20 protein-coding genes and 1 pseudogene are annotated in these 22,472 nt (G+C 71.7%); 17 read left to right on the forward strand and 4 right to left on the reverse strand.

All coding sequences use genetic code 11. The features are described 5' to 3' along the window. Window positions 1-21: 21 nt before the first annotated feature. The 5 genes from HYV93_23675 (at window position 22) to HYV93_23695 (ending at window position 5,047) form a co-directional block, all read left to right on the forward strand. Window positions 22-699, forward strand: a complete 678-nt coding sequence (locus HYV93_23675) for a GntR family transcriptional regulator (GenBank protein ID MBI2528970.1) — start codon at window positions 22-24, stop codon at window positions 697-699. A gap of 174 nt (window positions 700-873) precedes the next feature. Next, on the forward strand, window positions 874-1,647 hold the full coding sequence (locus tag HYV93_23680) for an alpha/beta hydrolase (protein ID MBI2528971.1): 774 nt from the start codon (window positions 874-876) through the stop codon (window positions 1,645-1,647). Between the two features lies 1 nt (window position 1,648). Then, a complete protein-coding gene (locus HYV93_23685; GenBank protein ID MBI2528972.1) occupies window positions 1,649-3,613 on the forward strand; it encodes an FAD-dependent oxidoreductase in 1,965 nt (654 codons plus the stop codon). Between the two features lie 4 nt (window positions 3,614-3,617). Next, on the forward strand, window positions 3,618-4,388 hold the full coding sequence (locus HYV93_23690) for an SDR family oxidoreductase (protein ID MBI2528973.1): 771 nt from the start codon (window positions 3,618-3,620) through the stop codon (window positions 4,386-4,388). 149 nt (window positions 4,389-4,537) lie between these two features. Next, a complete protein-coding gene (locus HYV93_23695; protein ID MBI2528974.1) occupies window positions 4,538-5,047 on the forward strand; it encodes a hypothetical protein in 510 nt (169 codons plus the stop codon). 36 nt (window positions 5,048-5,083) lie between these two features. Here HYV93_23695 and HYV93_23700 read toward each other — a convergent pair whose 3' ends face one another. Beyond that, window positions 5,084-6,085, reverse strand: coding sequence for a zinc-dependent alcohol dehydrogenase family protein (locus HYV93_23700; protein MBI2528975.1), 1,002 nt, complete (start codon window positions 6,083-6,085; stop codon window positions 5,084-5,086). Between the two features lie 27 nt (window positions 6,086-6,112). Beyond that, on the reverse strand, window positions 6,113-9,379 hold the full coding sequence (locus HYV93_23705; GenBank protein ID MBI2528976.1) for an AAA family ATPase: 3,267 nt from the start codon (window positions 9,377-9,379) through the stop codon (window positions 6,113-6,115). Window positions 9,380-9,618: 239 nt separating this feature from the next. Here HYV93_23705 and HYV93_23710 point away from each other — a divergent pair, with 239 nt between their 5' ends. The 9 genes from HYV93_23710 to HYV93_23750 all read left to right on the forward strand — a co-directional run bounded on the left by HYV93_23710 (window position 9,619) and on the right by HYV93_23750 (window position 18,336). After that, window positions 9,619-10,806: an acetyl-CoA acetyltransferase gene (locus HYV93_23710; protein ID MBI2528977.1), complete on the forward strand. Its 1,188-nt coding sequence runs from the start codon at window positions 9,619-9,621 to the stop codon at window positions 10,804-10,806. 186 nt (window positions 10,807-10,992) lie between these two features. Next, complete coding sequence (locus HYV93_23715; GenBank protein ID MBI2528978.1) at window positions 10,993-11,394, forward strand: hypothetical protein; 402 nt, start codon at window positions 10,993-10,995, stop codon at window positions 11,392-11,394. A gap of 137 nt (window positions 11,395-11,531) precedes the next feature. After that, window positions 11,532-12,479: a hypothetical protein gene (locus tag HYV93_23720; GenBank protein MBI2528979.1), complete on the forward strand. Its 948-nt coding sequence runs from the start codon at window positions 11,532-11,534 to the stop codon at window positions 12,477-12,479. A 32-nt stretch (window positions 12,480-12,511) separates the two neighbouring features. Beyond that, window positions 12,512-13,495: a TAXI family TRAP transporter solute-binding subunit gene (locus tag HYV93_23725; protein MBI2528980.1), complete on the forward strand. Its 984-nt coding sequence runs from the start codon at window positions 12,512-12,514 to the stop codon at window positions 13,493-13,495. 4 nt (window positions 13,496-13,499) lie between these two features. Continuing rightward, window positions 13,500-15,473 (forward strand): TRAP transporter fused permease subunit, encoded by a 1,974-nt coding sequence (locus tag HYV93_23730; GenBank protein ID MBI2528981.1) that lies wholly within the window; start codon window positions 13,500-13,502, stop codon window positions 15,471-15,473. A 12-nt stretch (window positions 15,474-15,485) separates the two neighbouring features. Continuing rightward, window positions 15,486-16,271: an enoyl-CoA hydratase/isomerase family protein gene (locus HYV93_23735; protein ID MBI2528982.1), complete on the forward strand. Its 786-nt coding sequence runs from the start codon at window positions 15,486-15,488 to the stop codon at window positions 16,269-16,271. A 9-nt stretch (window positions 16,272-16,280) separates the two neighbouring features. Then, window positions 16,281-16,868 carry a CoA pyrophosphatase gene (locus HYV93_23740; GenBank protein ID MBI2528983.1) on the forward strand — a complete coding sequence of 196 codons (588 nt, stop codon included), beginning with the start codon at window positions 16,281-16,283 and terminating at the stop codon, window positions 16,866-16,868. Continuing rightward, the gene (locus HYV93_23745) at window positions 16,865-17,647 is read left to right on the forward strand and encodes an enoyl-CoA hydratase/isomerase family protein (GenBank protein MBI2528984.1); all 783 of its coding nucleotides are present in this window, start codon (window positions 16,865-16,867) and stop codon (window positions 17,645-17,647) included. Before HYV93_23740 ends, HYV93_23745 begins: the two co-directional genes overlap by 4 nt. After that, the gene (locus tag HYV93_23750) at window positions 17,632-18,336 is read left to right on the forward strand and encodes a FecR domain-containing protein (protein MBI2528985.1); all 705 of its coding nucleotides are present in this window, start codon (window positions 17,632-17,634) and stop codon (window positions 18,334-18,336) included. Before HYV93_23745 ends, HYV93_23750 begins: the two co-directional genes overlap by 16 nt. Window positions 18,337-18,636: 300 nt before the next feature. Here the strand turns inward: HYV93_23750 and HYV93_23755 are convergent. Both HYV93_23755 and sppA read right to left on the reverse strand, forming a co-directional pair. Beyond that, window positions 18,637-18,729 (reverse strand): annotated as a pseudogene (locus HYV93_23755) (prepilin-type N-terminal cleavage/methylation domain-containing protein). Window positions 18,730-18,899: 170 nt separating this feature from the next. Continuing rightward, window positions 18,900-19,874 carry a signal peptide peptidase SppA gene (gene sppA / locus HYV93_23760; protein MBI2528986.1) on the reverse strand — a complete coding sequence of 325 codons (975 nt, stop codon included), beginning with the start codon at window positions 19,872-19,874 and terminating at the stop codon, window positions 18,900-18,902. A 474-nt stretch (window positions 19,875-20,348) separates the two neighbouring features. On the opposite strand from sppA, the gene HYV93_23765 reads away from it, so the two are divergent. The 3 genes from HYV93_23765 (at window position 20,349) to HYV93_23775 (ending at window position 22,431) form a co-directional block, all read left to right on the forward strand. Continuing rightward, window positions 20,349-20,726, forward strand: a complete 378-nt coding sequence (locus HYV93_23765) for a cupin domain-containing protein (GenBank protein MBI2528987.1) — start codon at window positions 20,349-20,351, stop codon at window positions 20,724-20,726. Window positions 20,727-20,736: 10 nt separating this feature from the next. Beyond that, window positions 20,737-21,708 carry a threonine/serine dehydratase gene (locus HYV93_23770; protein MBI2528988.1) on the forward strand — a complete coding sequence of 324 codons (972 nt, stop codon included), beginning with the start codon at window positions 20,737-20,739 and terminating at the stop codon, window positions 21,706-21,708. Between the two features lie 96 nt (window positions 21,709-21,804). Beyond that, window positions 21,805-22,431 carry a PilZ domain-containing protein gene (locus HYV93_23775; GenBank protein ID MBI2528989.1) on the forward strand — a complete coding sequence of 209 codons (627 nt, stop codon included), beginning with the start codon at window positions 21,805-21,807 and terminating at the stop codon, window positions 22,429-22,431. The last annotated feature ends 41 nt before the right edge of the window (window positions 22,432-22,472 follow it).

Raw genomic sequence — 22,472 nt, forward strand, 5'->3', positions numbered from 1 at the left:
CTCTGGTACCAGCTGGCGCAGATGCTCCGCGCCGAGATTCTCGCGGGTACCCTGGCCGCAGGGGAGCGCGTGCCCGCCGAGGTGGCGCTGGCCCGCCGCTACGAGGTGAGCGTGGTGACGGTGCGCCAGGCACTGCGGGCGCTGGAGGACGAGTCGCTGATCTCGCGCCAGCGTGGGCGCGGCACCTTCGTGACGCCGGGGCCGCATCACCGCAAGGAGCTGCGGCTGATGGGCTCCATCCAGTCCGTCATCGCCCAGCAGTACAGCGAGGAAACGGAGGTGCTCGAGCAGAGCACGGTGCCCGTGCCGCCGGCGCTGGCGCGACACTTCCCGGGGGAGCGCGATCTCTGCTTCTTCCGGCGGCTCAGGCGTGACCAGGGCGTACCCCTGTCCTATGCGCTCAACTACGTCCGGCCCGAGTACGGCGGCCAGATCGACCCCGCGATGCTCCGGCGGGACCCGATGCTGAAGATCGTGCGGGACGTGCTCGGGGTGAAGCTCTCCGATGTGCAGATCTCCATCGAGGCGCGGCGCGCGCAGCAGGACATCGCCGGGCCCCTGGGTGTGGACATCCTGAGCCCCGTGCTCTTCTTCTCGGGCGTGGTGTTCGACCTCGCGCGGCGCGTGGTGGATGTGGCCTGGATCTACTACCGGGCCGACCGTTTCACCTTCACCCTGGACGTGGACGTGAGGAGCTGATGAGCCCCGCAGAAGACCTTTGGCGCGAGGCGCCAGGGCCCGGAGGGCAGGGCCCCGGCGTCAGCCGGCTCCGGGATCGTCGGTAGGATGGGGTGCGGCGCGCCGTTTGCGGTCACCGTCGACGGACTGGCGCTTGCGCTGGCCGACTGGAGGGGAGGGGACGGCGGTCGCCCGATGCTGCTGCTGCATTCGCTGGCGGCGCATCTGCACTGGTGGGATTGGGCGGCGCCGTTCTGGGCGGCGCGGCGTCGCGTGGTCGCGCTGGACTTCAGAGGCCATGGCGCGAGCGCGCATGCCACGCCGCCCGCCTACGGCTTCGAGGAGCACGCACGGGATGTGGAGGGCGTGCTGTCGGCGCTTGGCCTCGGGCCCGGGGTGCTGGTGGGCCACTCCATGGGTGCCTACGTGGGAGCGGTGGTGGCCGCCCGCCGTCCCGATCTCGTCGGCGCGCTGGTGATCGCCGACATGCTGTCCGCCTGGACGCCGGAGCAGGCGGCGGCCGCCGGGCGCCAGGCCGCCCGGCCGCCGGTCGACTTCGCGACGCGAGCGGAGGCCGGAGCACGCTTCAGGCTCCAGCCGCCCGACACCACCGCGACGCCGGAGATGCTGCGCCACCTCGGCGAGAGCGGCGTCCGGGAGGTGGCTCCTGGCGCCTGGCGGCTTGCCTTCGACCGCGGCGTGTTCGGCCATCCTCCGGTGGACCCGTGGCCCGTACTCCCCGGACTCCGGTGTCCCACGCTGGTGCTCCACGGAGAGGGGAGCCGGGTGATGGACCGGGTGGCCGCCGAGCGTGTCGGCGCGGCGATTCCCCGCGCGACCGTCGTCACGTTGCCCGGCGCCTTCCACCACCTCGGGCTGGACCAGCCGGCGTCTTTCGCCGAAACCGTGGACGAGTGGTTGACCACCATCAGTTCAAGGACCCGGGCGGCACGGTCCGGGGGAGGATGACATGGAGCCGAGTGGGCCGGGCGTGAAGAAGTACGGGCATCTCTTCGAGCCGTTCCGCGTGGGCAGGTTCACGCCGCGGAACCGCGTCAAGTACGCGGCCTGCTCCGTGTCCAACTTCAACACCGAGGACGGCTTCATCACTGACCGCGAGTACGCGCGCATGGACGTCATCGCCCGCACGGGGTGCGGGCTCATCACCAACCAGGGCGCCTACCCGGACCCGCGGGGCGAGGGCAAGGCCTACATGCGCCAGATCGCCCTCTGCGATGACCGCTACGTGCCCGGCCTCAGGAAGATCGCCGACATGCTGCACGCCGGAGGGGCCGTGGCCATCCAGCAGATCCTGCACGGCGGCCGCTACGGCGGCATCAACCTGGCCTACGCGCTGCAGCCCTCGGCCACGCCGCAGACGCTGCGCCACTTCCGCAAGCCCAAGGAGATGTCGGTGGAGGAGATCCACGACATCATCCGGCAGCATGCGGACGCCGCCACGCGAGCCATGGACGCGGGCTTCGACGGGGTGGAGCACACGGCCTTCATGGGCTATCTCCTCGCCAACTTCCTGTCGAGCTTCACCAACAAGCGGGAGGACCGGTACGGCGGCTCGGTGGAGAATCGCGCCCGCTTCCTCATCGAGCTGCTGGAGGCCACGCGCCGCGCCATCGGCCGGGACGCCCTGCTGGTCGTGCGGCTGAACGGCGAGGAGCTGATGGACGAGTTCGGCGGCTCCACGCCCGAGGAGTGCGTGGAGTTCATGCGGCTGGCCGAGCAGGCCGGCGTGGACATGCTCAGCATCGTGGTGGGCTGGCACGAGGCGCGCAAGGGGGCGCTCGGGCGGGACGTGCCCACCGACGGCTGGCTGCCACTGGCCGTCCGCGCCAAGGCCGCCGTGAAGATCCCGGTGGCCTTCGGCCCGCGCTTCGGCGACCCGGTCATGGCCAACGAGGCCATCGCCGCCGGCAAGATGGAGCTCTGGGAGGTGTGCCGGCCCTTCCTCGCCGACCCGATGCTGCTGCAGAAGACGGCCGAGGACCGCGTGGAGGAGATCCGGCCCTGCGTGGGTGGGCTCCTGTGTCTCTCGCGCATGTTCCGCGATCTGCCCTACAACTGCGCCATGAACCCCAGGCTGTCGCACGAGTACGAGCCGCAGTACGAGGTGCGCCCCGCGCCCACGCCCAAGCGGGTGCTCGTGGTGGGCGGGGGGCCGGCGGGGCTCGAGGCGGCCAGGATCGCCGCCGAGCGCGGCCATCAGGTCACGCTGGTGGAGAGGCGCGGGAGGCTCGGCGGGCAGCTCGTCCACGCCTCGAGGGAGGTGGACGGCGGCTACATCTGGCTCCGGCTCATCCGCTACTACGAGACGCAGCTGGCCCGCTACGGCGTGGAGGTCCGACTCGGCCAGGAGATGACCCGCGAGCTGTGCGACAGGATGAAGCCCGACGCCATCGTCGTGGCCACCGGCGCCGCCCTCGAGATCCAGGGGCGCTACCCGGTGGATGGCGGCGTGCTGCTCGACGTGTACGACGTGCTGGAGGACCGCGTCCCGGTGGGGCAGCGGGTGGTCGTCCTGAGCGGGGAACGCGCGGGACTCGTCTGCGCCGAGTCCCTGTCGGCCCAGGGCAAGCGCGTGACCGTCGTGGAGGCCGGCGACAGGATCGCCTCGGACGTCATCCCCACCTTCCGGTGGCGGCACATGGCCTGGGTGAAGGAGTACGGCATCGAGACCGTGACCGGCGCCCGCGTGGAGGCAGTCACCGCCGGCGGGGTGGCCGTGATCGGCAAGGACGGGGCGCGACGGGTGATCCCTGCCGACAGCGTGATCGCCGCGGGCCCCCGGGGCTCGGTGCAGGGGCTCGTGGACGGGCTCGAGTTCTCGGGTGACGAGCTGTACATCGCCGGCGACGTGATCCGCCCCCGGGCGGTCCACAACGCGGTGCGGGAGGGGTTCCTGGCCGGGGTGCGCATCTGACCCCATGAGCGATCTATTCTCCATTCGTGGCAAGGTGGCGCTGGTGACCGGCGGCTCGCGCGGCATCGGGCTGATGATCGCGCGCGGCTTCGTGGAGGCCGGGGCGCGCGTCTACATCTCCTCTCGCAAGAAGGAGGTCTGCGACCAGGTGGCCGCGGAGCTGTCGGCCACAGGGAGCTGCGTGTCGCTGCCGGCCGATCTGTCCAGCGGGGCGGAGGGGCGGCGGGTCGCGCAGGAGATCGGGACCCGCGAGCCGGCGCTGCACATCCTCGTGAACAACGCTGGCGCTACCTGGGGCGCCCCGCTCCAGGAGTACCCGGAGTCGGCGTGGGACAAGGTGCTGGCCATCAACGTCAAGGCGGTGTTTCACCTGACGCAGGCCCTGCTCCCGCTGCTGGAGAAGGCCGCGCGGCCCGGCGATCCGGCGCGCGTGATCAACGTGGGCTCCATCGACGGGCTCCGCGTGCCGCTGTGGGAGTCGTACGCCTACTCCGCGAGCAAGGCTGCCGTGCACCACCTCACGCGCGCCCTGGCGGTGCAGCTGGGCAGCCGGCGCATCACGGTCAATGCGATCGCTCCCGGCCCCTTCGAGAGCAAGATGATGGCCGAGACCCTGAAGCAGCTCGGCGAGGTCATCGTGGCGGCCTGCCCGCTCGGGCGCATCGGCGAGCCGGAGGACATGGCGGGGGCGGCGATCTTCCTCGCTTCCCGCGCCGGCGCCTACGTGACCGGCCAGGTCCTCGCCGTGGACGGGGGGCTGTCCATCCGCCCGTAACGACTCGGGCGCCATGACGCCCACGGCGGACATCGTCATCCCCGGCTCCTCGTGACGGCGCCGGGAGGGTGCCCGACCCGCCGGGTGCGGCCCTGGCGCTCCTGCGCTATGCTGATGGCATGCCGACACGACCAGGGAGGATGATGACCATGCGCACGATCTTGATCGCAGCCACTGTCCTGGCGTTTCTCTCACCCGCCCTCGTCGCCGAGGCGCAGATGAAGCCGATGGCACCTCCGGCCCCCGCCCAGGGCCAGGCGCCGGCAGCCTCGCAGCCGTCTGACCAGCAGTCCCAGCACCACCCGCAGGCGGCGCAGCAGAAGGCGCAGCCGAAGGCCCAGCAGAAGCCGCAACAGCAGCCTCAGCACACGATGATGGGCGGCATGATGGGCCAGGGCATGATGGGTGGCATGATGATGTGCCCGATGATGGGGCACGCGATGATGGGCGGTCAGGGCATGCAGGGCATGATGGGGCAGGGGATGATGGGTGGCCAGGGGATGCCGGGCATGACGCGCGGAAGCGGCACGATGCGCGGCCCCCTCGACATGTCGGACCCCAAGGCCGCCGCCCGGACGCTCCGGCTCCGCGGCGATCTCATGAAAGCCATGGGCGAGGTCATGCTCAAGCACGCCGAGGCCCTCGCGCAGGAGAAGTAGGCCGGGTCCCCGCGCCCGGCGGTTCCCCGGGACTCCTCAGCCGGTCAGGAGGACGGCCGTTCCCTGCACCCGGTCCTGCGCCAGGTCCTGGAGGGCGCGGTTGGCGTCGGTCAGCGCGTAGCGCGTCACGCGCGGGCGGATCGGGATGGCCGCGGCCTCGCGGAGCAGCGCTTCGCCGTCCTCGCGGGTGTTGGCGGTGACGCTCCGGAGCGTCTTCTCCCAGAAGAGGTGGCGCTCGTAGCCGAGCCCCGGCACGTCCGTCATGTGGATGCCCGCCAGTGCCAGCGTCCCGCCCTTGTCGAGGGCCTCCAGTGCCGTCGGGACGATCTCGCCGGCGGGGGCGAAGACGATGGCGGCGTCCACCTTCTCGGGGGGGCGCTCGTCGGGGCCGCCCGCCCAGCGGGCGCCGAGGTCCAGCGCGAGCCTCCGGTGGGCCGGGTCGCGCGTCACGACGTACACGGCGCAGCCCCAGGAGCGCGCGACCTGGATGGCGACATGCGCCGAGGAGCCGAAACCGTAGAGCGCCAGCCGCCCGCCGCGGGGCACACCCGAGCGACGCAGCGCCCGGTAGCCGATGATCCCCGCGCAGAGGAGCGGCGCCGTCTCGGCATCGTCAAAACCGGCCGGGATCCGATAGGCGAAGGCCGCGGGCACCGTCGTCGCTTCGGCGTAGCCGCCGTCGTGGGTCCAGCCGGTGTAGGTCGAGCCCTCGCAGAGATTCTCTCGCCCCGAGGCGCAGAAGCGGCAGCGGGCGCACGTGGAGCGCAGCCACGCGATCCCGACGCGGTCGCCCACGGCCAGACGCGAGACCCCCGCGCCCAGGGCCTCCACCACGCCCACCGCCTGGTGGCCGGGGATGAGGGGCAGCCGCCGTGGCGGCAGGTCGCCCTCGATGACGTGCAGATCGGTGCGGCAAGCGGCGCAGGCGCTCACGCGGACGCGCACCTCGCCCCGGTCAGGCTCGGGGCGCGGGAGATCGGCGAGGCGAAGCGGCGAGGAGGCGATGGACGCCTGGGCCGAGAGCACCATGGCCCGCATCGTGGCGCGCATGGGTGGGACTCGTGGTCAGCCGAGGGCGGCGAGGCTCTCGCGGCAGCGCTTGGCGAGGGGGCGCATCCCCAGCTCCTCGGCGAGGTCCCGCGCCTGCTCGTAGTGCCGGGCGGCGCTGTCGCGGTCGCCGCGGTGGCGGCAGACCTCGCCGAGAATCCAGAGCGCCCGGGCCTCGGCCGACCGCTCCGCGAGGCGATGGGCGAAGGCGATGGCCTCGCGGGCAGAGGCCTCCGCCAGGTCCAGCTCGCCGGCGTGGAGCTGGGCCTCCGCCACGTGGCGGACGTGATCGCCACGCTCGACGAGGGCCGCCGCCTTTTCCTGGAGCTCGACGCACTCCCGGGCTGCCGCGATCGCCTCCTGATGGCGCCCCGTCAAGGAGTAGGCGGAGGAGGCCGCCCCGAGGGCCCGCATGAGCTGCCCCGCGAACTTCCGCTCCCGGCAGATCGCGACCGCCCCTTCCAGCACCCCGAGGGCCTCTCCGGCCCTGCCCCTCTCGGTGAGGAGCCGGCCCCGGGCGATCATGAGCGGCACCTCGCTGTAGAGATGCCTGGCGGCCTGGACGACGCGCTCGCCGCGCTCGATGAGGGCCAGCGCCCGCTCCGGATCTCCCATTGCCAGCAGGCACAGCGCCCCGAGCGCGCAGGAACCACAGTAGGGGAGGCCCGACAGCCCGAATCGCTCCGTGGCCCGCGGCCCTTCCAGGCGCTCGATGACGCGGCTGAAATGCTCGAGGGCCAGCGGGTACTGGCCGACGGCCAGGTGGGCGCAGCCAATGTAATAGTGCCCGGTGACGAGGAGCCCCAGATCCCCGCGCCGCTCGGCGGTCTCGAGGCCGCGCCGCCCGTAGGCGATGGCCTCGCGCTGCTCCCCCTTGGCCCAGTGGTACTGGGTGAAGAACGAGTAGACCACGTCGAGGCGGTCCGTCTCGCCGTGCCGCGTGGCGAGCCCCTCGGCCTCCTTGAAGATCTCGAAGAGGCGGTCCAGCTGTCCCGCGCGCCAGAGCGGGGCGCGGAGCGCGAGGCGCACGTCCACGCCGAGGCGGCCGGTCTCGGGGCTCTCGGGCAGCCGGCCGAGGGCCTCGAGGGCCTGCTCGTAGAACTCGACAGCGCGCGCGTCCGTGCAGAGGGCCGCCGCGCGGTCCCCGGCCTGCCTGGCGTAGCGGGCGGCCTTCGGCCACACCTCGCCGCGGACGAAGTGATGGGCCAGCTCCTCGACGTGCTCCTCGACACGGTCCGCGTGCAGCTCCTCGATGGTGGCGCCGATGCGGGCGTGGAGGTCCCGGCGCCGCGCGAGGAGGATGGACTCGTAGGCCACGTCCTGGGTGAGGACGTGCTTGAAGACGTACTCGAGGTCGGCGGCACCCATCTTCTCGTAGACAAACTCCAGCGCCTTGAGATCCCCCAGCGCGCGCTCAACGCGATCCGTCGCCTCGGCGACGCGCCGGAGGAGGCGGAGGGCGAACTCGCGGCCGATCACCGAGGCGATCTGCACCGTGCGCTTCTGCTCCTCGCCGAGCCGGTCGATGCGCGCGGCGATCAGGTCCTGGACGCGGTCGGGCACCACGATGGCGGAGGCCGGGCACGCCAGCGTGAGCCGGCCGCCCTCGGGATGCACGGCGCCGCTCTCCACCAGCGCGCGACCGATCTCCTCGAGGAAGAAGGGATTGCCCTCGGCCTTGCGCGCGATGATCGCCGCCAGCTCGTCCGGGAGGTCCCCGATGCCCAGCGTGGCGCGGACCAGCCGGTGGGCGTCGGCGTCCTCCAGCGGCTCGAGGACGAGCCGGGTGATGTAGGTGTGCTCGGGGAAGCGCGGCCGGTACGAGGGGCGCCAGGTCAGCACCAGGAGGATCGCCTCGCCGGCGATGCCGTTGATCAGCTCCGCCAGGTAGTCCTCGGAGGCGCTGTCGATCCACTGCAGATCCTCCACCACCAGCACCACGGGTCGCCGCTGGCTCGACCGGCGAGTGAGCTGGCTGATGGCGCGGAATATCCGCGCGCGGCGCTCGACCGGATCCATGGCGGCGATGGCGGGATCGCCCGGGTCCACGGAGAGCGCATAGCGCAGGTACGGGGCCAGCTCGCCGGGCGGCTCGCCCAGCGCCTTGAGGCCCCGCGTGACCTTCTCGATGATGGCTGACTCGCTGTCCGCCTCGCTGACAGCGAAGCCCTGACGGAGGCAGTCGGCGATCGGGAGCATCGCCGTGGACTGCCCGAAGGAGAGACAGCGTCCCTCCAGCCAGGTCGCCGCTCCTCCCGCCTGGCGGCGAAGCTCCAGCAGCAGCCGGGACTTGCCGATGCCGGCCTCGCCCACGAGGGACACCACCTGGCCGCGGCCGGCCCGGGCGGCGCTCCAGGCCCGCGCGAGCGTGCCGAGCGCCTCGCGGCGCCCCAGCAGCGGCGTCAGGGGCCGGCTCTCGGCCACGCTCCTGGGTTCGCCCAGCGCCCAGGCCGCCACGGGCTCGGCGCGGTTCTTGAGCACGACCGTGCCGAGGGAAGTCAGGTGGAAGTACGGCTCGATGAGCCGGCGCGTGGTATCGGCCAGGACGACCTGGCCCGGCTCGGCCATCTGCTGCATCCGCGCGGCGACGTTCGTGGTGTCGCCGACGGCGGTGTAGTCCATGCGCAGGTTGTCGCCGATGGCCGCGACCACCACGAGCCCGGTGTTGAGTCCCAGGCGCACGCGGAAGTCCACACCGCGCCGGCCCTTGAGCTCCTCGCGGTAGGCTCCGAGCGCGCGCTGCATCCCCAGGGCTGCCAGTGCCGCCCGCCGGGCGTGGTCCTCGTGGGCGACCGGGGCGCCGAAGAGCGCCATGAGCCCGTCGCCCAGGAACTGGTTCACCGTGCCCTCGTAGCGGTGCACCGACGCGAGCATGAGCTCGAAGGCGCGGTTCATGAGGGTGTGGACCTCCTCCGGGTCGAGGCGCTCCGCCAGCGAGGTGAAGCCCGAGACGTCCGCGAAGAGGACGGTGACCTGCTTCCGCTCGCCCTGGAGCGCCGTCCTGTCCTTGAGGATGCGCTCGGCCAGGTGCTGGGGGGTGTAGCCGCTGGGAGCCGCGCGACGCCGGTCGTCCTCGGAGCCGAGGCCGGCGTCGCGCGGGGCCGGGGGCGGATCGGCCGCGGCGCCCACGCCGCCCGCCAGGCGCGCGCCGCAGTCGCCGCAGAACTTCTTGCCGGGGGAGAGGCGGGCCCCGCAGGCCGGGCAGACGGTGTCCAGGCGCGCGCCGCACTCCTCGCAGAACTTGGCGCCGGGGCGCGTGGCGGCTCCGCAGGCTGAGCAGGCCATCCGGGTCATTGTGCCACGGTGGGGCCGACGAGAGAAGGCTTGCGGCCCCGTCACGCAGCGGGGTAGGCTACCGGATGGCGGTAGCGCCGCAGCGGGGTGACCCGACCGTCTGGCCCACGGTCAACATGCGGCAGCATGGGCGGGGAGAGGGGGAGACGCTGGCGGAGCGAGGTGACGCGACCCTCTCGCCCACGGTCAACATGCGGCAGCATGTTGAAGATGGTAGATGGAGACCAGTCATGAGCGGACTCGGCGGGAAGGTTGCCATCATCGGCACCGGCACGATCAAGTTCGGAGAGAACTTCCATCAGAGCCTCACCGACATGATCTTCGAGGCCGTCACCCTCGCCCTGGCCGACGCCGGCATCGAGCGCGGCCGGCTCCAGGCCGGCTGGCTCGGCTGCTACGAACCGATGCTCTACGGCTTCGAGGGCAATTCCGGCGCCTTCGTCTCAGACCCGCTCAATCTCTTCCCCATTCCCGTCACGCGCGTGGCGGCCTACTGCGCCACGGGGATCGAGGCCGTGCGCAACGCGGCGCTGGCCGTGGCCTCGGGGGAGTACGACGTCGTGCTGGCGGTGGGTGCGGAGAAGATGCGGGAGGTGCCCTCCCGCGGGTCGCTGGTGGCACAGGCCGTGAACCGCGGACACCCGTTGCTGGCCAAGGGGCGCACGGCACCCGGCATGTTCGGGCTGCTGGCCGCGCGCTACTTCAAGGAGTACGGCGCCGGGGAGGAGGCGCTCGGGGCCGTGGCAATCAAGAACCACTACCACGGCTCCCTCAACCCGAAGGCGCATTTCCAGAAGGAGATCACGGCCGAGCAGCACGCCCGCGCGCCGAGGGTGGCCGAGCCGCTCGGGCTCTTCGACTGCTGCCCCACCACGGACGGGGCCGCGGCGGCCATCCTCACCCGCGCCGAGCTGGCGCCGACATTCACCGACAGATACTCGATCATCCGCGGTATCGCCTGTGCGGTGACCGCCGGCTACTGGAACACGCAGTTCGACCCGTCGTGGAACTTCACCTCGTTCCGCGCCACGCGCGAGGCTGCCAGGGCCGCCTACACCATGGCCGGGGTGACCAATCCCGCGAAGCAGATCAAGGTGGCCGAGTGCCACGACTGCTTCACCATCACCGAGATCGTGAACTACGAGGACCTGGGCTTCTTCGAGCCCGGGGCCGGCTGGCGTGCCGCCCAGAGCGGCGCGACGCGGCTCGGGGGCTCGCTGCCCGTGAACACGTCGGGTGGGCTCAAGTCGTGCGGCCACCCCATTGGCTCCTCGGGCGTGCGGATGATCAACAACATCCACGACCAGCTCCTGGGCCGTGCCGGGAAGATGCAGGTCCCTGGCGCCGACATGGGGCTGGCGCACAACCTCGGCGGTCCCGGCGCGGTCTCGGCCGTGGCCGTGCTCTCCCAGCCGTAACGGACGTTCGCGCGCGGCTGGCGCCGGGCGGAGCCCCGGCGCGGCGGGTTGACGCGACCGTCTCGCCCACGGTCAAGATGCGCCAGCATGGGTGAGGAGAGGGGGAGACGCTGGCGCAGCGAGTTGACGCGACCCTCTCGCCCACGGTCAACATGCGGCAGCATGTTGAAGATAAGGGAGGCAGAGATGGCGGAGCTCACGCGGCGCTACATCGTCATGCCGATGGCCACCGAGGCCCCGTTCGACCCGTTGGACCCGGAGGCGGTGTTCGTCCTCAAGCCCCGGAAGGACCCGGCGGCGCTCAGGGCGCTTCAGGCGTACCGCGACCACTGCTACCCGGAACTGCGCCGAGATCTCGACGCCTGGATCGAGACGATCAAGGCGAGCCCCGTGGTCCGCGGTGGGGTCGGGGAGAGGAACGCCCGGTACCTGGCCTCCCGGCCCCAGCCTGCAAGCGCGCCCGCGCAGGGCTCCGCCGTGCCTGCCGCCCGCCCGACCCGGGCCGGGGTCAAGCCCAAGCCCAGGCCTCGGGCAAAGCATCAGGGACGGAAGGCCAAGCCACCGTCGCGGAAGAGGAAGCAGCACTAACCGTCAGCGGCCCGAGAGGTATTCCCGCAGCCTGCCCGAAGGCCCCGGCGTGGAGGGCATCGCCCTGCGGGAGATGCCGGGCGCTGGCTTGCGCTCGCGGTCATCCGGCCGCTATCCTTAGCCTGGAGGGCAGGCCAATGGTCGAACGGAGCACGGCCAGGGTGCCCGCGTCACCCAGGGTCCCGTACTGGATGCGGGCCAGCCGCGGGCGCAGCCGACCCCACCTCGAGATCCTCAGCGAGGAGGATGCCAGCCCCGCCGTCCGCGAGTGTTTCGACGAGATCACCGCCACCCTCGGCTTCCCGGTCGTCAACGTCATCTTCCGCGCCTTCGCCAGGTACCCGCGCTTCCTCGCCCTGTCCTGGGACCTCCTCAAGCCCAACGTGCTCACCCAGGACCTCTTCGACAAGACCCAGGTGCTCCGCCGTCAGGCGCAGCTCGTGGTGCGCGAGGGGCTCGGCGTCGGGGACCACCGGGCGGTGCTCCGGATGCGTGGCTCCTCCGACGACGCGCTCGGTCGAATCCGCGCCGTCCTCGACTTCTTCCTCTACGGGGACCCATTCCTCCTGCTCATCGCCTCGGCGCTGCAGTCCTCGCTGTCGGGGCACCCGCTTTCCGGCAAGCCGTGGGCGCACCTGCTGCCGCTGCACACCAATCCCACCCGCTTCCAGGAGCTCAGGCTCACGGAGATGGAGGAGGCGCCTCCCGCGGTCCAGACGATCTACAGCGAGATCATGCAGGCCCACGGGGGGACCTTCGTCCCGACGGACTACCGCGCGCTGGGGCGCTGGCCCGAGTGCCTGGCCGTGGTGTGGCAGGACTGGAGGCAGCGCATGCAGAACCCGGCCTACGAGGCCGGGGTCCGGCAGCTCAACGAGCTGGCCCTGGCGCTGGCCCAGGACCTGCCCTTCGGCTTCGCGCTGTCCCCCCAGACCCTTGTGCGGGCCGGCTTTACTCCCCTCCAGGTTTCCGATATCCTGGCGACGGTCGACTTCTTTCAGGGCCTCCTGCCGGCGCTCATCGTGAACATCACCGCGTTCAGGATCGGCCTCGAGGGGAGCGGCCGGCCGGCACCCGGCGCCTGAGGCCTCGCACCCGCAGTCAGCGGAGGAGCGTCATGCACTGGCACGCTCTCGTAGCGGCAACCGTCGCCCTCGGCCTGGCGCTGTCCGCCCCCGCCCCCGCCCAGGCGCAGAAGAAGCGACTGGCCATGGGCTGCACCCAGACGGCTTCCAGCCACTACGCCTACTGCGTCGGGGCGGCGAAGGCCATCAACCTGGCCGTCCCTGACGTGGACGTCTCGGTGGTGGAGACCGGCGCCACCGTGGACAACATGAAACGGATGCAGAAGGGCACTCTCGACTATGGCCTGGTGACGCCGGAGCAGGTCTATCTGGGCTGGAAGGGCATGGAGAACTGGAAGGATGCTCCCTTCCCGGACATCCGGATGATGTGGATGTACACCGTCTCCGCGAACTACGTCATCGTCCGGGAGGAGACCGGGATCAAGAGCCTGCAGGAGATCGCCGGCAAGAAGTTCAACCCCGGCATCCGGGGCTCGGCGACGGAGAAGATGACCGAGACGGTGCTCGCCGACCTTGGGATCAAGGCGGACTGGCAGCGCATGGGGACCTCCGATGCCGTGGACGCCATGAAGGACAAGCGCATCGTCGGGTACGCCAAGACGGGCAACGGCTTCGCGCTGGACGCCTCGACGATGGACATCGCCACGCAGGCGCCCATCCGGGTGCTGCCGTTCACCGAGGAGGAGATGAAGAAGTCCAAGGCCGCGCATCCGTACATCCCCTGGATCAAGGTGCCGGCCGGCTCGCTCAAGGGCCTGGGCGAGTTCTGGACCCCGGCGATCATCGTGGGCTTCTCGGCGCCCAAGTCCTTCCCGAGCGACACGGTGTACAAGATCGTGAAGGCGGTGTCGGAGGGGATCGAGCACCAGAAGGCGGCCTTCAAGGGGACCACCGGCGACATCCCGAAGCTCACCGCCGAGGTCTCCCAGTCGCCGCTCCACGCCGGCGCTGTCAAGTATCTCCGGGAGAAGGGCATCAAGGTCCCCGACCACCTCATTCCCCCCGAGGCCAAGTAAGGGCGTGGCCCCGGCTGAAGCCCCCGGCGCTCCGGGGGTCGAGCCGGACGGTCTCCCCGGTCCGATCAAGGGCGACGAGCCCGACGCGAGAACGCTCACCGGGGTGCTGAACGGCGCCGTGGCGCTGGTCGCCGGGGCCTTCGCCCTGTTTCACATCGCCACCGCGGCCCCGTTCGTGGGGTCGTTCCCCGACCTGATCCAGCGCTCGGCTCACCTGGCCTTCGCCTTCGTCCTCTGCTTCCTCCTCTACCCCGCCTGGCCCGGGCGCTCCTCGGCCCGCCGACCCTCGGCGCTGGACGTCGCCCTGGCAGCGGCCGCGATCGTCGCGCTGGTTTACATCATCCGGCACTACGACTGGATCATGGAGAACCCCGGCGACTCGACGCGCACGGGCGTGATCCTGGGCACCGTGCTGACCGTGCTGACGCTGGAGGCCGCGCGGCGCACCATCGGCCTCGTCTTCACCGCGCTCGGCGTCGTCGCCATCGCCTACGCCTATCTCGGGGCCTCGATCCCCGGCGCGTGGGGCCACCGGGGCTTCGGCTGGGTGACGATCCAGGAATCGCTGTATCTCTCCACGCAGGGGATTCTCGGCAACGTGACCGGAATCTCGGCGACGCTCGTGGCGGTGTTCCTCGTCTTCGGCGCCATCCTCTACCACACGGGGGGAGGGGAGACGTTCGTGGACCTGGCGAAGCTCGTCGCCGGGCGCTCCCACGGCGGCCCCGCCAAGGTCTCCGTCTTCTCCTCCGCCTTCTTCGGCACCATCTCGGGCTCGGCCGTCGCCAACGTGGTGGTGGACGGCATCTTCAACATCCCGCTGATGAAGCGCATGAAGTACCGGGCCGAATTCGCGGCGGCGGTGGAAGCGACGGCATCCTCCGGGGGGCAGATCATGCCGCCGGTGATGGGGGCGGGAGCCTTCATCATGGCCGAGCTGCTGCAGATCTCCTATGCCCAGGTGGCCATCGCCGCCGCGCTGCCGGCCCTCCTCTACTACCTCGGCTGCGGCGCCGCGATCCACTTCGAGGCCCGGCGCCTCAACCTCGGCACCATCCCGCGCGCGCTCATCCCGCGGGCGCGGGAAGTCTTCGCGTGGCGGCGCTCGGCCGCCCTCTTCATCCCGGTGATCCTGCTCACCTACTTCCTCCTCCAGGGGTACACGGCCCAGACCTCGACGTTCTGGTCGATCATCGCCTCGCTGGTCATCTTCATCCTCTCGGGCTCCTCCCTGGCGGACTGCCGCGCGCGCCTCCTGGGGCTCTGGCGGGCGCTGGAAGCGGGGGGCAAGGGGATCGTGCTCGTCGCCACCCTGATCGCGGCGGCGGGCATCGTGATCGGGATGATCAACCTGACCGGCGCCGGCGTGAAGCTGTCCGAGCTCATCATCGGCACGGCCGGCGGCAGTCTCTTCGGGGCGCTCTGCCTGGCGATGATCGTCTGTCTCATCCTGGGGATGGGCCTGCCGACGACGGCGGCCTACGTGCTGGCCGCCTCCGTGGTGGCGCCGGCCCTGATCAAGCTGGGCGCGCTGCCCCTGGCCGCACACCTCTTCGTGTTCTACTTCGCCATCATCTCGGCCATCACGCCGCCGGTGTGCGCGGCGGTGTACGTGGCGGCGGCCATCGCGCGGGCGGACTGGGTGCGGACGGGGTTCATCGCGACGCGGCTCGGGCTGGCCGGCTTCATCGCCCCCTACATGTTCATCTACTCCCCGGCCCTGCTCTGGCAGGGGCCGCTGGTGGAGATCGCCTGGGCCAGCGTGACCGCCTGCGTGGGTGTGATCGCGCTGGCCGCGGGCTCCATGGGGTACCTGCTGCGGCGCGCGAACCTGGTGGAGCGGGCCCTGCTGCTGGCCGCCGCGCTCCTGCTCATCAAGCCCGGCCTGGCCACCGACCTCGTCGGCTTCGCCCTGCTGGGCGCGGTGCTCGCGCTGCAGCGGCTCCGCCCCGCGCCCGTGGCTCAACCCGCTTCCTGAGGAGGCGCATCCATGCCACCGGTGCTCTACGAGCACAGCGGTCCTGTCGTGACGATCACCATCAACCGGCCGGAGGCGATGAACGCTGTCGACCCCGAGACCCACCACGCGCTCATCGAGGCCTGGACGCGCTTCCGCGACGACGACTCCGCCTGGGTCGCCATCCTCACGGGGGCCGGGGAGAAGGCCTTCTGCGCGGGCGCGGATCTGAAGAAGATGATCCCGGTTGCCTTCGGCAAGGGCGGTGTCAAGCGGGGGCACAACGACTACGGCCTCGGCGGCATCACGCGCGGGATGGAGATCTGGAAGCCCATGATCGCGGCCATCAACGGCTTCTGCCTGGCGGGCGGCATGGAGGAGGCGCTCTGCTGCGACCTGCGCGTGGCCGTGCCGCACGCGACCTTCGGCCTGCCCGAGGTGCGCTGGGCCATCATGCCCGGGGCGGGGGGGACGCAGCGGCTGCCGCGGGCCATCCCCCTGGCCAAGGCCATGGAGATGATCCTCATGGCGCAGACCATCACGGCGGAGGAGGCGTTGCGCCTCGGGCTCATCAACGCCGTCGTCCCACCGGCGGAGCTCCTGCCGACGGCGCGCCGGTGGGCCGACACCATCTGCGAGCGCGGCCCGCTGGCCGTGCGCGCCGCCAAGGAGGCCGTCATCCGCGGTCTCACGATGCCGCTCGGCGACGGGCTCAGGCTCGAGGCCTTCCTCTCGGGAACGCTCCGTGGCACCGAGGACGCCGTGGAAGGGCCCCGGGCCTTCGCCGAGAAGCGCAAGCCGGACTTCAAGGCGCGGTAGGGCGGCGACATGGACCTGGAGGTGCTTCGCGCGCGACTCGATGCAGCGCTCTCCGAGCGCCCGCGCATCGCGCTCGACCGGAGCGACCTCGTCTCCTCGGCCGTGCTCCTGGCCATCACCGACCGGGACGGGGCTCACATCCTCTTCACCAAGAAGTCCGAGTCGGTTCCGCACCACAAGGGGCAGTTCTCCTTCCCTGGCGGAATCTGCGAGGAGCGGGACGCCTCCCGCGTGGAGACGGCGCTGCGCGAGGCGTGGGAGGAGATCCGGCTCCCCGCGGATGCCGTGGAGGTGCTGGGGCTGCTGGACGACACGGCCACCCGCGCCACGCCCTTCGTCATCACCCCGGTGGTGGGTCTCGTGCGCCGGCCGGTCGCCTTCCGCCCGGACGGGCGGGAGATCGAGCGCGTGATCGAGGTGCCGCTGGAGCGGCTGCGCGACCCGGCCATCTTCACCACGGAGCTGTGGGAGCGGGACGGCGAGGCCCACCCCGTGCACTTCTACCAGGTGTCGGCAGCCGACGTGGTGTGGGGCGCAACGGCACGGATCCTGAAGCAGTTCCTCGACATCCTCGACGCGGCGGAGGCGACGGCGTGAGCTACGAGACCTTGCTGGTGCGCGTGGCGGACGGCGTGGGGACGGTGACGCTGAACCGGCCGGAAGTCAGGAATGCCCTGAGCCCGGCCATGCTGCGCGAGCTGGAGGCGGCGCTGGGCACGCTCGAGGGTGACCCGGAGGCACGCGTGGTCGTGCTGCGGGGCGCGGGCGACAGGGCCTTCTGCGCGGGCGCCGACCTCAAGGGGGTGGGAGATCGTGGCACGACGCTGGCGGCGCGCGAGGCCTTCAGCGGGATGCCCCGGGTCCTCGAGCAGATGGCGCGCATGAGGACGCCTGTCATCGCCCAGGTGCATGGCTTCGCCCTCGCGGGGGGCTGTGGGCTCGCGGTCGGCTGCGACCTCGTGGTCGCCTCGGAGGATGCCGTGTTCGGGCTTCCCGAGATCCGGATCGGCGTCCTCCCGCTCATCGTCATGGCGCCCATCCTGCGCGCGGCGGGACGCAAGCGGGGGATGCTCATGGTCCTCACGGGCGAGCAGGTGTCGGCGCGCGAGGCCTACGAGATGGGGCTCGTGAGCCGCGTGGTGGCCCGGGCCGAGCTGGAGGGAACCGTCACTGCGCTCGCCCGGACGCTGGCCGGGCTCTCGCCCACGGCCCTCGGCATCGCGAAGGAGGCCGCGGCCGCCCAGGGCGACATGGAGTACGGCGCGGCGCTCCGGTACCTGCGCGAGCTGACGACGCTGGTCTTCATGTCCGACGATGCGAGGGAGGGGATCGCCGCCTTCTTCGAGAAGCGTCCGCCGCGGTGGACCGGCCGGTGACGCGCGCGCGGGGCGCGTTCCTGGCCGGCGCGGTGCTGGGCGCGGTGCTGGGCGCTGGCCTCGGGGTGGGTGCCGCCTCCGCCCAGCCCGCGGAGTCGCCGCTCACGGTGGCGACCGTCAGCGGCCAGGTGGAGGTGTACCGCAAGCCCCGGAACGCCTGGACGCCGGCCCGGCTCCGCGATCAGATTGCCGGGGGAGAGGGCGCCCGCGCCCTTCCCGGCGGGCGTCTCACCCTCCGCACCGTGGGAGGCCACGCGCTCCGGCTTGCCCCGCTCTCGCAGGTGTTCCTCGCCGAGGGCGCTCCCGCTGCAGGTCAGCCCCTCGGCCTCCGCATGGACGGTGGCTGGGTGTGGGTGGCCGTGCTGCCCGGCGCCTCGCTCCGCGCGCCGCTCGAGGTACAGGCTGGTCCGGTCACGGTGGCCCTGCGGGGCGGCACCGCGGGGATCCGCGCCAACGCCGACGGCTCGGTGCTCGTCCGTGTCTATCACGGCGCGGCCCTCTGTACCGGCACGGGCGCCGCGGGCCGGTGGGAGCGGGCCCTCACGGCGGGCGAGGAGCTGCTGGGGCCAGCGGCGGGCGTGCCCGGCGAGCCGCGGCCCCTCACGCCGGACAGCGCGGAAGCCACCTGGGTGCTCTGGAACCAGGAGCAGGATCGGGCGGGAGGATACGCGGGTCCGGCGCCGCGGTGAGGACGCCGGCCCTGGCGGTCAGGGCAGGCTGACCGTGGTCCCGTCCCCGCTGGTGGTGACGATGAAGGTGCCCAGCGAGGTGCTGCTGTAGGCGTAGGAGCTCCAGCCGGCCGGCGGAGCGGGGGTCGAGGCCATGAAGGGCCCCGCGACATCGCCGAGGCTGTTGGTGGCGGCGGCATTGAGGTCGGCCAGCGTCGACGGCAACGTGCGCATGTGCGAGGAGTATATGCTGATGGCCGACACGAGGGATCGGGAGTCGGCCTCCGCCTTGGCGACGCGGGCGCGGACCTGCATGTTGGCGTACAGCGGGACGGCGATGGCCGCCAGGATGCCGATGATGGCCACCACGATCATGAGCTCGATCAGGGTGAACCCCCGAGCGGCTCGTCGCATGCGCACTTCCCGAGGCCGGGAGCTCATCGCATCCGTTCCTCCCGCGAGGTAGCGTGCCGGCTGGCACCGGTGAGGTGGCACCACCTCCGCGGACAGGCTAGCACCCTCCGGGCCGGTTCCCGTCACCTTTTGTCCTGGGCTCCGGAGGGGGACGGAGCGCGCTCCCCGCGCTACGGCCACCAGAGGTAGAGGAAGCGGGGACCGGCGCCGCCCACGAGGGCGGCGAGCTGGGCCGCGGCCGCCTCGGCGCTGGGCGGGGTGGGCGTCGAGGAATAGAAGGTCGCGCGGTACTCCCTGGGGCGGTGGTACATGACGACGCGCGCTTCGGTGAGGCCCGCCGCCCGCCGCGCGATGGCCACCGCGTCGTCCAGGTACCCCACGCGGTCCACGAGGCCCAGCGCGAGCGCCTGGTCGGCCGTGTAGATACGCCCGTCGGCCACGGCGCGCACGCGCTCCTCGGGGAGCTTGCGGGAGGCCACGATGAGGCTCACGAAGCGGCCGTGCATCGCGTCGATGACCTCCTGGAAGATGGCGCGCTCCTCGTCGGTGAGGCTCCGGAAGGGCGAGCCCGCATCTTTCTTGGGGCCGGACTTGATGGCCATCGGGGCCACCCCGATCTTCTCGAGGAGCCCCTGGGTGTTGACCGTGAGCATGACGACGCCGATGCTGCCCGTGATGGTCGTCGGGTGAGCGATGATGGTGTCGGCGGCCAGCGCCGCGTAGTACCCACCCGAGGCCCCCACGTCCATGATGGCCGCCACCACGGGGATCTTCCGGCGCGCCTTGAACGTGGAGATCTCCCGGTGGAGGATGTCCGAGGCCGTGATGGTGCCGCCGGGGCTGTTGATGCGGACGATGAGGGCCCGCACCTGCTCGTCCTGCTCGGCCCGGCGCAGCTCTTCGCGGACGCGCGCCAGGAGCGGGACGCGCGGCGGGGGTGTCCCGAGGCTGAGCCCGGGCGCGTCCTCGGCCAGCACGCCCGAGAGGTCCACGAGGAGGATCTTGGCCGCTCCCGATCCCTCCACGGTCTCCTCGACGAGCGGACGGATCCGGGGTTGCAGTTCCAGCGAGATCACCGAGCAGCCGGCCAGGAGGACCGCGGCCGCGAGCGTCGACACTCGGGTAGCCAGACGCCAGGCGCGCATGGCGGGAGTATACGGGCCGCGGCGAGCCTCCTCAACGACTGATCTATAATCGAGGCAACGCCGCCCCCCGCGGGTCATCTGGCCACCCCCGATGAGCCCGGCAGGGCGAAGAGGCCGAACCGCAACCCGAGGTCATCGACGGTCAAGCGAGATGGAGAGCCCGGCAGGGCGAAGAGGCCGAACCGCAACCCGAGGTCATCGACAGTCAAGCGAGATGGAGAGCCCGGCAGGGCGAAGAGGCCGAACCGCAACCCGAGGTCATCGACGGTCAAGCGAGATGAAGAGCCCGGCAGGGCGAAGAGGCCGAACCGCAACCCGAGGTCATCGACGGTCAAGCGAGATGGAGAGCCCGGCAGGGCGAAGAGGCCGAATCCGAAGGCGCGGTTGATGACACGCCCCGATGAGCCGCGAAGCGGCGAAGAGGCCGAACCGCCACCCGACATCATCCACATTCAAGCAACAGAAAGGATCTGCATGCGATACATCGTGAGACCGGAGGACGTGCCGCCCTACTCGCCGCCGCTGCACGCGGGCACCGTGAATCGTCGGCTCGTGGGGCGTGAGGTGAACGGCTCCACCCGGCTGGAGGTCGTGCTCGGGACGCTGGAGCCCGGGGGTGTGGCCCTGCGTCACAGCCACGACGCCGAGGAGCAGGCCATCTACATCCTCGAGGGGCGCGCGCTGGTGGAAGTGGGCGACGACGTCAGGGAAGAGGTGGGGCCGGGCACGGCTTGCTTCTTTCCCGCTGGCGTGGCCCATCGCGTGGAGGCGCTGACGCCGTTCAGGACGCTCGTCATCTACGCCCCGCCCGTCGAGCGCTCCACCTCGGACCAGCCGTTCCGTCCTGCCTGAGCGCCGTCGCGTGAGCGCGCTGACGCTGGAGGACGTCCAGGCGGCGGCCGTGCGGCTCCAGGGGCGCATCCACCGGACGCCCGTGGTGACGAGCCGCTCCTTCGACGAGGCCAGCGGTTTCGCTGTCTTCTTCAAGTGCGAGAACCTGCAGCGCGCCGGCGCTTTCAAGATCCGCGGGGCGCTCAACAAGCTGCTGTCGCTCTCCGAGGCCGAACGGCGCCGCGGCGTGGTGGCCTTTTCCTCCGGCAACCATGCCCAGGGCGTGGCGCTGGCGGCGCGCCTGACCGGGACCACCGCGACGATCCTCATGCCCACCGATGCGCCGGCTCTCAAGCTGGCCGCCACGCGGGGCTATGGCGCCGAGGTCGTCTTCTACGACCGCCAGACCGAGGATCGTGAGGGGCGGGCACGAGCGCTCGTTGCGCGCACCGGGCGGGTGCTGGTGCCGCCCTATGACGACCCCGCGATCATGGCCGGGCAGGGGACCGCGGCGCTGGAGCTGTTCGCGGAGGTCGGCGAGCTCGATGCGCTGCTGACGCCCGTGGGCGGGGGTGGGCTCATGGCCGGCTGCAGCACAGTGGCCAGGGCCCTCCGGTCCGGGATCCGCGTCTTCGGCGTGGAGGCGGACAGCGCCAACGACACCTACCTCTCCCTCCGGGCGGGGAAGCGCGTCAGCATCCCGCCGCCGCCCACGATCGCCGACGGCATCCGCAACCTCTCGCCGGGCGCGCTGACCTTCCCGGTGCTCCAGCGGAACCTCTCGGGCGTGCTGCTGGTCTCCGACGCCGAGATCGAGGCCGCGGTCCGCTTCCTGCTGTTCCGCACAAAGCTCCTCGTGGAGCCCACGGGTGCCGTCCCGGCGGCGGCTCTGCTGGCGGACAAGCTGCCGCTCGGGAAGGGCGCGCGGGTGGGCGTGGTGCTCTCGGGCGGCAATGTGGACCCGCAGGTCCTCGCCCGTATCATCGGGCTCGCCGCGGGATAGTCCGCCGGTCACGCCTCCGTCAAGGCCGTGGAGGGCTTGACAGGGCCGGGCCGGACGGCTCAAGGTCTTGGAGAGCATGCAGCGGAGGAGGCCAGCGTGACGGGACGGGACCGGCGACGGGCGGCGCGGGCCGGGGCGGCGTGGCCGGTCAGCATCGAGACCTTCGACCGGCGAGCGATCCCCGGCGAAGTCGTGGACGTGAGCACCTCCGGGATGCGGGTCCGGGCCCAGGGTGAGCTGGCCGTGGGCGCGGCGGTGACGCTGCGGGTGGCGCTTCCACACGGCGCGGACCGGCTGGAGGTCGTTGCCCGCGTGGCCCGCCGGGTGGCCGACGAGCTGGCGCTGGACTTCATCGGGCTGCCCGAGACGGAGGCGCGCCGGGTCAAGCCCTTCGTGCCGGCGTGGGAGGCCCGGCGGCGCGCGCCGCGAGTGCATGCCCGGGTGCCCATGACGATCGGGAAGGGGACGGACGGCAGCGCGGCGGGGGCGACCGTGGACCTGAGCCAGTTCTCCGCCAGGGTCGCCACGGAGTTGCCGCTCCAGCCGGGGGACCGGGTGACCCTCCAGCTGTCGCCGCCTGCCCCCGGGGCCCCGCTCGCGTTGACCGCTGTGGTGTGGGACGGGGACAGCGCCGGGACGGTGCTCGTCTTCGTGAACCTCTCCGTGGCGGAGTTCGCCCGGCTGGGCGTCTACGTCTCGAGCCTCATCGCGCGGGAAGGCTGAGCCGCCGCACTGCCGCGCCCACTTTCAAATTGACAGGGCTC

It is taken from the genome of Candidatus Rokuibacteriota bacterium (assembly GCA_016188005.1).
GTDB lineage: Bacteria > Methylomirabilota > Methylomirabilia > Rokubacteriales > CSP1-6 > UBA12499.